Below are 9,965 nucleotides of genomic sequence, written 5' to 3'. Positions count from 1 at the left end.
TATGGCACATCTTTTTTTACTCAATCGTTGGACAGGCAACCTAGAACCATTGCAATCGGGAGAACGCCGTCGTTTAGAGAGTATAGATGACTACCGTATACAGATTAATTTCACCCCTGCTGATGGCGAAACTGAAATTACGCTCAATGATAATAACGATAATACTTACATCCGTAAAAATGAAACAAGCTGTAATTTACCCATAACAGTTGATACTTTTGGGTGCTGTTCGGTACGTATCGCCTGTACAGGTTCTGGAAGTATTGGACGGTATAAATTTGAAGTGCCATTGCGAACACAATTGGATGAGACAATGCGAGTGGCTTTGGCACTGTTCGCCGACCAAGCAAAAGGGCTGGAACCAACTAGATCAACAGAGGAATTACTCAAGTTGCCATTTTTCTCCCCTGGTACTATTCGTGATTCCCTTAGCAACAAAAATGTTACGGAACTAGATGAGGCGATCGCAGAAGTTTTACCATCTTTACTGAGGGTATGTAACAAACCCCGACGTACTTTAATAGTAGAGCGTCGAGTTATGCCCATAGACAGAGCAAGGCGTATTCCGCCTGATGCAATTGAGCATTTAGCATCTCGACCGGAATTATGGCAATCTCGTACTGCAACGCGCATTACTCCGGCACAAATTAGAAGCGAAGTGCCAGAAGAGACCCTTGACCTCTATGAAAATCGCGTGGTTGCTACTCTAGTGCGAAGGTTGCTGCGCTGGATGGAACAAAGACTCCGCGAAATAGACCGCGCCTACTACCAAACACAAACGCTGCATGAAAACTTATTTACAGAATACCAATATAATCGCTTTCGGGAAGAGCGATTGAAAGCACTTTGGCAAAATCTAGATACCGTACAAGACTATTTGCAGCAATACGAGCAAGCACAAGCACTAAAAGATAAAATTAGCCGTCTATATTCTGACATCAGTAGTTGTTTAGACTCAGTACTTTATAAGAGTTTATCTAACAAACCAGATGTGATATCTCCTTTAAAACCAACTAACATTTTGCAAATGGATGCAGACTATCGGCGTTTACGCCAGTTGTGGGAGATGCTGGACAGATTTTTTAGCAATCCCGACCAGCAGAATATAGAAAAAGAGCGAGATTTGTTATCAGATTACGCTAATTACATTCATGGCTGCGTACTTTTGGCTTTGCACTGGATTGGATTTGAAACTGCAAAAGTGAAGCCAGAGAATTTTCCCGAAGAATTAAATTTTCAACAAGCACTCCAGTGGGAAGCATGGACAGCAGTTGTGCAGCCTCCCGAATCAGGTAATTTCAAAATAAATGTTGAGTTGATCTGGGAGATAGTTAACACTAATACTCATAAGTTTTCTCATCCAACCCGTATTAAACTGGTACTGATTCCATTAGCGCGAGCGTTTTTTGGCGATCAAGATGAAATTAAGAAGACTGTGGACACTCTCTATGATGCAGGTTTGTCCCAAGGTTCATCAATTGGAAATACTTCCAAGCGTCAAAATCGCAACAACCAAGTGCAGACTTTTGTCGTCTTAGTACATCCCACAGATCCAAGAGATAGAGAAATAAGTGAAGATGTTACGCCAGACTTAATTCAAAAAATGCTGAATATCGGTGAAAACTTTATGAGTCCGGATGATTATAAAAGCTTTGTTTCCACTTTTGATGGTAATGCTTTTGTTCGTAGTGTTGGTATGATGCCAGCTAGTCCACTTGATTTAAGCACTCTTGAACGTTTCCAGAGATTATTTCGCTTTCATACCTTGGGAGTCGATTTGGTTTATGGCATCCATCCTTCATATTGTCCAGTGTGCAGTTATGACCTGAGTGATGTGTGTTTGCAGTTTAAGGAAAATGAGGGTGATTGTCCTAACTGTCAAGCCAAATGGAGTTGGCGAACCTGTAAGAATTGTCGTGGTAAGACAGCAAAGCTAGAACCTATTAAGATGAAGCGACAAACTAAAACAGAAAGTAAATGTTCCTATGCTGTGAAAGCGATGGCTAGAGAGCAACTGCTAGGGCGTGACTTACTTTCGGCATTGTGCAGTTCTGATGAAACACCAGAGTCAGGAAGGATTCGCATCATTTGCCCTCACTGTGGAGCTTGTACTGGGCAGGGTGAAACGTTATTAAGATGTAATAGATGCCGTAACAGTAATTTTGGAATTAGTTAGTTTATTAATTTTGATAACTTTTTTATTGGTGGAATAAATATTTATCTAAAGTATGCGATGAATAAAACTAAAAAAATATGGCATTTAGCATAACTATCCCTTTAATTTTTGTCAAAATGTCAACTTGATTTATTGAACGACATTTAGTAATAAAATGTTTGTATGTATTTGCATTGGTTAAAATCACAATGGCTTCTTTTAACTGAAAATTAAAATCATCTGGTAAACGCCATTCTCGTTCATGAGTCCAGTCGATAATATTATTTTCATCACTAAGTTCCAGTTTAACAATTCGCCACCATTCTTGACGAGGTAGATAAGCTTTGGCATCTTCGGTATTATCATAAATTACAGGTCTCCCACCATTGTTATATATATATGTTTTTGGAAACATTAAACCTATGCCTACATAACGTAGCTTGGCATTAGAATTTTGCTTTCGATACTCTTGCTCTGAATAAATATTTTGTGCTAGTTGATATAGAGGTGTATCTTGAAAGCAAACAGCTTTTCTATTTCCACATATAAACCCTGATTTTGTTGAACTACCGTTAAGGCACTCTTCTAAAAGAATTTTCATCAAAACCTCAAGAGAGCTAAATTCTTTACCATTCGTATTTGCTTCTCTAGTCAAATGTATAAGATGTCCAGTTAAATCAGAACGTGATGCAATACGCTGTTTCCAACTGTCTAAAGAGTAAGGCATTTTCGTTACACCTTGGAAGTTATGCTGGTAGCATCGGGTTTTGGCAGGTAGATTTTTTAGATAAACCCAGATAATTGGGGTTCAGGTACTAAATAACTGTTTTCTTCCAAAAGTGGATGCAACTAATTTTCTAATATTTAAACTTATAAACACGCTGCCACTCCTGCTGAGTAATCCTGTAATTGGTAGCATTCGGCTGACGAATTACAATCAGATTTTTCAACACAGGGTCTTGTTTTAAGTTTTCCCGTAGCAGAGGTTTTTCTAACAGCTTGCTAGTAAACTGAATCCTGGGGCAAGGGTTTAACACCTAAACGGCTGGTGTCAATCCAATAGCCAATATCAGGCAGATTAGCGATAATCTTGGGTAGTTCGATGATCTCTGCACTCGCATATATCCTTAATTGCTCCCCAGATTTCCAAATCAGCACCCACCACCAGCCCTCACGCGACCCCAACAGTTTCACTGAAAGACTGCACTATTGAAACAATCCCGTCAGCATCATCAGCCCCAAAAACCCCGTCCAACCCTTCGTAGTGCAGATCGGTAAATGGTGGTTCATAGAGCAGTCCCGCATCCATAACTCCATTTTGGGTCAGGTAATCAATGATGGTTTCCACAAAGCGGATTTGAGTAGCATTGAAACCTGACTTTTCCCGTTAAGTCTTAAAAGATTTGCTGTCAAAGGGTTTAAGAAACAGCAAGGCGTAAAACTCACGTTCGTTCTCAAAAACCACGAGAAGTAGTGCAAGAAATTTATGGTTGGTTGTTAGGTCATTGGTCAGTACGAGTGTTAATGTTTCAAGCTGCAACTACTGCTGAAGTTCCACCATTACGCTTGAGTTTTACAGGTACACGTCGTGCTACGAAGACTTACCTTTTTTTTCGATTGGTTAATTGTCGAGATTTTAGATACGTTGTTACCTGAACGTGTTCACCGTATTAATCCCAGGGTCGTGAAAAAACCTGTATCAAAGTTTCGTTCTAAAAAACCGCGACACAGAGGTGCTGGACAACGAGTAGAAGCTCCGAAATTTTACATCACTAATCAGCTTTCTAGCCTTAACTGAACCGTATTGGGTTTAAAACGGCAAAGCATCGTTTTGGCTTGCATCGCTTTGGGCAAGGAACTCTGCTGGGTATGTATCGCTGGCTGATTCTTTCACGAACTGCTTACCTCATTGCCCATTGGACTTATCCTAGAACGGCAAAACTAACTTGAGAGGTGAAACGAAAGGCTTAATTGCGTTTGCGCGAAAGAAAATCAAAAACCCTGAAGATACTGCCGATAAACTACAGCTTGTCCTTCTTGCACCATCGTTAGGTTCACTGAGCCATTGTTCACAAAGACCTCAGCTACTACCCTTTTGTATTTGTCACGCTCAATTGACCGAACTTGTACTGACTGGTTTACCGGCAGAAGTTGTTGAAGACGAGCCTTAGATTGCTGCCCCCAAGGGTTTTGTTTGAGTTCGGGTGCATCCACACAAGCCAAGCGAATGGTTACTGGTTGTCCTTGTTGATTGCGGACTCTTAACGTGTCACCATCACCTACGCTCACTACCGTCATCTTGGGGAGGTTGGTTTGCGCTATAGTTGGCACTCCAGAGAGCAGCAGTAGGGTTGCTGCGAGAATACTGGCTTGGTTCATCTACGTAAACATTGATTTTTGTGTATCAAGGATAACTTGTGTTTACTGCTGCATCTGTGATTCGGATCAAGCCTAAGAGATCATATCTGTCCTTGAACAAGTTATCCTCGCTCAGTCGCCGCGATCGCATTCAAGCTTGAGGTGTGTAGTCAGCCCAAACAAGAGTAGCCTTGAAGATGAAGCCAGCACTCGTGGTAAAGTTGAGCGCAGATTTTAAGCAGACGCAGAACCACCAAACGTATTTTTGTAAGCATCAGCAGTTTCCTCACCGAAACCACCAGCTTGAGCATGACGAAGTAGCGATTGAATGATCGGCATTGCAATACTCATCCCAAATAAAGCGTTGAACCCTGCCACAACCACTGGTGCTGACAAGACAACTGTAAATTCTGGAAATAAAGCCAACACGGCCACTAATAGCAGAAAAACAATTGGTGTCGCAATGCCTGCTATCTTTGCAGTTTCTACAATTAGATTTTTATATTCTTCAACAGTAATGTCGCCTCGGTAAAGATCCAAGGAGTATGAAATCGCTGTTACTACAACTTGAGTGACAACAGCCGTTCCTGTAGCAGTAATCCCCAGCCTCGCAATTGTCCCTGAATTACTAATAATAGAATCTACCGCATTGTAAACCCGAATATAAAACTGCTCCCCCACAGTCATCACTTCGGCTCCGCGACGTAGATTATCAACACCCACTTCCCATAAGATGTTGTCAGCACCGTTTGAGCCACCTTGAGAACGTGGAATGATATGGCTACCATGCTTATCACTCAAAAATTCACGAATAGTTCGTTCGTTAGCTCCTAGTTTTGATGTGCCGGGAATTTTCCCAAACAGCTTCATCACATCTGCATCACTACGAGGTAAATCCCCGGTTCGCAAACCAGCACGATACCTCAGTCTATATGCAATCTTGGGCATTTCTAGGGCTAGTTCCGAAGCTGTTCTAGGCAAGTTTTGTAATGCCTCAGCTATGGCTACACTTGAAGTCGTTACCCCAATAGCAGTTCCTTCTAATGCTTTCCCCGCATTTTGTACAGCTTGAAAACCTTGCTGTGCTGTTGCAGGTAGATTAGTTACTGCATTAATACTTGAAGTGGTAATCTCTACAGTAGTATTCTTGATTCCATCAACTACCTCTTCTATTCCATTAGCTGTATTAGTTGCGGTTTCTTGAACTTTATCTTTGAGCGTATCTGCTAACTTTTTTGCTTGGTTGATGAAATCCATGTTTTAGCCAACTGTTATTTTTATAATTTAATCCAGCTTCTCGCTTCAAAACTTAGAACTACATCAGCACTAATCGTGAAATAGTCCAGAAATATTTAAAGATATAGTGAGGTAGTTATAGCATTCATTGGTAGTAGCTCAAAAACTTAGCTAAGAAGTTATTCTAGCTGTTTTGTTAGCTATTTAAACAAATTTTAATATCTCAGCCATTTAACTCTGCCGTGCCGAATTGGGCGAAATTTAAATATTAGGGGGAGAGCAATCGCTGCAAGCCCATCAAGCGATCACTCTTAAATAAAGCAAATACAATTCGTTAATCAATCGGTTCTTGAGTACAAGATAGATAATTTGAGTTAACCCATCCTTCCAAGCCATTAACTTTACTATTCGGGCCTTGAAATACACTTACATAGGCCCAGATGCCTTGTTGTTTCTTCAGTACAACTTGATTCCCATTATTTAGACCTGCCCTAGATTTTCCATTAGGGCTATAACGGAGTGCCAGTTGTCCAGATGTAAGATTCACTACATCACACCAAGTAACCACTTTCAGAGGCATGACAGGCACTGCATCATCTGTAACGGCTACTAATTTACGACGTAATACCCGCTTATCTGCATTATAAACATTCAGATACATTCCTTCATTAGAATCTTCACGCCAAGAAACTGAATAAGTATAATCGCTATTTTCCCAAGTAATACCTCGATAACCCTGATCGCGCCAAGATGTTCCATCTTCCAGGTTGAGGCATTGACCTTTTGCATCACAACCTGTGTATGTCTTACCATTTTCACCATCACCCAAAATAATGGTAAATTCTCCTGCTCTGTAAGTCTCGGCTTTTGCATAGGTAGCAGTTGCTCCAATAACAGAAGCAGTCACAATTGCTGTTACAAAAAATGTTTTTAGGTATTTATTCATCATGCTTGAAATTTTTGTAGTTAAATTAATGTCCGTTCTCTCAGGCAGAAGTTTATTCAACATTCAAAGAGCGAATTAGCTCTCGGATTACATCTGTCGCTGGTCGTCCTGTAGTTGAGCAATACTTATCTAAATTTTCAGCTTCACCTGATGTGAGATTAATTGTTAACCTTTTGACAACCCATTTCTTATTCACAGGTTCATCAGCCTTATTTGATACCACTTCTTTAATATCAATCATCTAGACTGTTACTACCATGATATATCTAATGAAATTAGATTCAAGATGCTGTTAAGAAACAGCTACTATCTTTAAAACTGTCATGAAGTGCTTAAATGAATTCTAGAGTGTGAAGTTTTAAAAATTTAATAGCGAGAACTATGAATAGAATATGAGCTAAATCTTTACTATAAGGCTAAATATTCGGTAAAAATACATGGTTACATTAGCTTATCAAACGCCCATCTAAAGATAAGCTGATTGATTATACTTGAGTATTTAAACTGGTGAAGATAGTATGTTAGCTGGTGCTGCTTTAAGAAAAACAGGTGATGGTTGGGAATTCACCTCAGAATCCGCACTAGAAGATTTCATTTGGGACAATCTACAGCAGTTATTAGGTTTTACACCTCTCAAGCGACAATATGCTGCTAAAGGCGAATTCTGCGATATTTTAGCCTTAAATGAAAGTAAGCAGTTAGTAATTTTAGAACTAAAAAACGCTGAGGATAGATACGTTATTCAGCAGCTAACCCGCTATTATGATAATTTGCTAGACGAAAGACCATTTGCCCAACAAATAGACTACAGCCAACCAGTTAAATTGATAGCAGCTTCACCCTCGTTTCACAGGCATAACCTGATTGACTGCAAGTATAATCTGCTCAAAATTGATTTATTGCAGATTCAGGTCTTAAAAGATAATCAACAGTTCCAGTTACGTTTGCAAGATATTAATACTAATAAAGCTTGGTCAATTCCTATTCCCTATCAAGAACTAAATTTCAGCAGTACAACATATAACATTCCAGCAGCACCGCAATTTCTTTTAGATTGGCTTGGTGCTTGTACGGGGGAGGAACAGCAAGCAATTCTCAAACTTCGAGAGAAAATTTTGACTTTTGATGAGCGAATCAAAGAAGAAATTGAGGGTAGAAACATTATTAAATACGGCAGAGGTAAATCGAAACCTGTAGCTGAACTTTGCTATCAAAGAGCATCTCATAAACCAGTAGTGTTTCTGTGGTTGCCAACTCCTACATCATGGCGAAAAGAAGTAATCGGCAGAATTAGAATTTGGCTAAATGGTGAATTGGTGACTTTTGTTGGTCATGTGCCAGAGGGTTTCGGGCAAATGAAACTTCAAGCCCAATGGGATGCTATGCCAAGAGAAAAACGTCCGGGGAATTACTACCATCAGAAATACTCCCCTTTTCATGCGGGAATATACAACAAAGTTTTACAACAAGATTTTCAAACTCCTGTAATTTTAGAATCATTAGTTGATTTAGCTCTTACTAAGTGGCTTGCTAGATTTAGCTGTTTGTAAACCAACATAACGGGCTTTTAACAATTACTAACTAATGACTACGTTAATTGTTTAGGTAATCAGCACTCGGTTTCTACAACTGATACTAGACCACGCACAAACACAGGTGAGACAATTGACTTGCGACTGCAACAATAATTACTAAAGCTCCCAGTAATGAATGATCTGCCTGAAATTCAAGATGAAGTTTGCCGCACAGCATTGGTCATGGCAACTAAACGTGCAATAGAAGCCGACAGGTCAGACCATCTGTTTGACGATCCTTTGGCTGCACAATTAGCCGGAGAAACAGGCCAAGCTTGGCGTAAGAAATGGGAACAGCAAGATAGCGATAACCCCCTTGGTAGTGCGGTTCGCATTCAGTTTGTTGCAGTCCGCACTCGCTTTTTTGATGACTTCATTTTGTCTGTGTTGCCCGAAATTAAACAATTTGTCTTTCTAGGAGTCGGGTTAGATACAAGAGCATTTCGTCTGTCCTTTTCACCCCAGACTCGTTTGTACGAATTAGATTTACCAGAACTCATACATTACAGAGAAGCGATTTTGCAAGGTAAAGGAGCCAATTGCCATCGATGTGCGATCGCGGCTGACTTAACCCAACCTTGGTCTCATCTGCTTTTAGAACAGGGCTTTGATATTAACGCACCCACACTTTGGCTAATGGAAGGGCTGTTAATGTACCTGAACGAGTCTCAAGTTAATGAGTTACTGCTCACAATTAGCCAGTTGAGTACAGATGATAGTTACTTGGGGGCTGATTTGGTCAGTGTTAAGTCGTGGCAGGTTGGGGCTAAACACCAAAATGGCTTGATTAGCAAGCACTGGCGTTTCGGTACAGATGAACCAGAACAGTTGTTTGCATCTCACGCCTGGAATGCTTCAGTGATTCAACCGGGAGAAATCAGAGCGAATTACGGTCGATATGCTGTCCAATTGGCTCCACGCGAAATTAAAGGTGTGCGGCGGTCTTTTTTGGTTACAGCGAAGAAGGAATCAATCAGTTCATAGCTGATGCGATCGCATAAATCCTTGCTTGCCAGCTTTCCTTTCCAGACCCTATCACCAACAACCACATCTTTTTATACTTAAAAAGCCCTGATAAAAATTCAGGGCTTCGTTTTGTTCACGGTTTATTAAATGCCAGCTATAAAATTTTTGCCAGCAGTTTTCTATAGAACCCATTTGGGATCTAGTATACTGATAAAATAACAGTATGTTTTGTCACTTATGTATTTAAGCAGTTTAACAGATGAAGAGTGGCTAATTATTGAACCATTATTACCTAAAAAGAAGCTGACTCGTCCACCTACATGGAGTAAAAGACAAATTTTAGATGGCATCTTTTATCAACTGAAAAATGGTTGCAATTGGGTTGACTTACCGAAGGATTTGCCGCCCTATTCCACAGTTTTTTGGCATTATAAGCAGTGGCGAAGTGATGGATTGATTGAGGATATCATGGAGATTTTACATCACAGAGTCCGAGAAAAACAAGGAAGAAAGCCCCTTTGGACTACCTTGATCATGATCGATTCCCAAGCAGTCAAAAATACTTGTAACGCTAGTATCGAAACCAAGGGGTTTTGTTTTTACAAGTCCACGAACGGTATAGAACCCATTTGGGATCTATGAAGTAGCTAACCGTTTGAGCATAAGTCTGACAAAACAGAGATGAATTTTAGTCGTCGCATTCTCCAAAGTTCTTTCAAAATTTTTGACC

Annotated in this window: 10 protein-coding genes and 2 pseudogenes; 5 read left to right on the top strand and 7 right to left on the bottom strand. The window is 40.2% G+C overall.

Annotated features, from left to right (window positions below):
- The first annotated feature begins 1 nt into the window (after nt 1).
- A complete protein-coding gene (locus H6G79_RS33095; protein ID WP_190594752.1) occupies nt 2-2,176 on the top strand; it encodes a DUF2357 domain-containing protein in 2,175 nt (724 codons plus the stop codon).
- 67 nt (nt 2,177-2,243) lie between these two features.
- On the opposite strand, the gene H6G79_RS33090 is transcribed toward H6G79_RS33095, so the two are convergent.
- The 3 genes and pseudogenes from H6G79_RS33090 to H6G79_RS33080 form a co-directional block, all read right to left on the bottom strand.
- A complete protein-coding gene (locus H6G79_RS33090) occupies nt 2,244-2,882 on the bottom strand; it encodes a DUF2971 domain-containing protein (RefSeq protein WP_190594753.1) in 639 nt (212 codons plus the stop codon).
- A gap of 275 nt (nt 2,883-3,157) precedes the next feature.
- Nucleotides 3,158-3,349 carry a hypothetical protein gene (locus tag H6G79_RS36485; protein ID WP_199334123.1) on the bottom strand — a complete coding sequence of 64 codons (192 nt, stop codon included), beginning with the start codon at nt 3,347-3,349 and terminating at the stop codon, nt 3,158-3,160.
- A pseudogene (locus H6G79_RS33080) lies at nt 3,327-3,518 on the bottom strand (type I restriction-modification enzyme R subunit C-terminal domain-containing protein); the annotation flags it as partial. The pseudogene H6G79_RS33080 and the gene H6G79_RS36485, both read right to left, overlap by 23 nt.
- A gap of 71 nt (nt 3,519-3,589) precedes the next feature.
- Here H6G79_RS33080 and H6G79_RS33075 point away from each other — a divergent pair.
- Nucleotides 3,590-3,811, top strand: a pseudogene (locus H6G79_RS33075) (IS4 family transposase); the annotation flags it as partial.
- A gap of 336 nt (nt 3,812-4,147) precedes the next feature.
- On the opposite strand, the gene H6G79_RS33065 reads toward H6G79_RS33075, so the two are convergent.
- The 4 genes from H6G79_RS33065 to H6G79_RS33050 form a co-directional block, all read right to left on the bottom strand.
- Entirely contained in the window at nt 4,148-4,534 is a 387-nt protein-coding gene (locus H6G79_RS33065) for a thermonuclease family protein (protein ID WP_190594754.1), read from the bottom strand.
- Between the two features lie 213 nt (nt 4,535-4,747).
- Nucleotides 4,748-5,770: an HNH endonuclease gene (locus tag H6G79_RS33060; RefSeq protein WP_190594755.1), complete on the bottom strand. Its 1,023-nt coding sequence runs from the start codon at nt 5,768-5,770 to the stop codon at nt 4,748-4,750.
- Between the two features lie 313 nt (nt 5,771-6,083).
- A complete protein-coding gene (locus H6G79_RS33055; protein WP_190594756.1) occupies nt 6,084-6,656 on the bottom strand; it encodes a hypothetical protein in 573 nt (190 codons plus the stop codon).
- 91 nt (nt 6,657-6,747) lie between these two features.
- The gene (locus H6G79_RS33050) at nt 6,748-6,936 is read right to left on the bottom strand and encodes a CopG family transcriptional regulator (protein ID WP_190594757.1); all 189 of its coding nucleotides are present in this window, start codon (nt 6,934-6,936) and stop codon (nt 6,748-6,750) included.
- Nucleotides 6,937-7,213: 277 nt separating this feature from the next.
- On the opposite strand from H6G79_RS33050, the gene H6G79_RS33045 reads away from it, so the two are divergent.
- From H6G79_RS33045 to H6G79_RS37100, 3 genes are all read left to right on the top strand, one after another.
- The gene (locus H6G79_RS33045; protein ID WP_190594758.1) at nt 7,214-8,245 is read left to right on the top strand and encodes an endonuclease NucS domain-containing protein; all 1,032 of its coding nucleotides are present in this window, start codon (nt 7,214-7,216) and stop codon (nt 8,243-8,245) included.
- A 156-nt stretch (nt 8,246-8,401) separates the two neighbouring features.
- Nucleotides 8,402-9,253, top strand: coding sequence for a class I SAM-dependent methyltransferase (locus H6G79_RS33040; protein ID WP_190594759.1), 852 nt, complete (start codon nt 8,402-8,404; stop codon nt 9,251-9,253).
- 219 nt (nt 9,254-9,472) lie between these two features.
- Nucleotides 9,473-9,877: a transposase gene (locus tag H6G79_RS37100; RefSeq protein ID WP_242048701.1), complete on the top strand. Its 405-nt coding sequence runs from the start codon at nt 9,473-9,475 to the stop codon at nt 9,875-9,877.
- The last annotated feature ends 88 nt before the right edge of the window (nt 9,878-9,965 follow it).

The sequence above is a fragment of the Anabaena sp. FACHB-83 genome (assembly GCF_014697485.1).
GTDB lineage: Bacteria > Cyanobacteriota > Cyanobacteriia > Cyanobacteriales > Nostocaceae > Nostoc_B.
The sequence above is the reverse complement of the archived record's forward strand: the minus strand, read 5'-3'. Positions and strand labels throughout refer to the sequence as shown.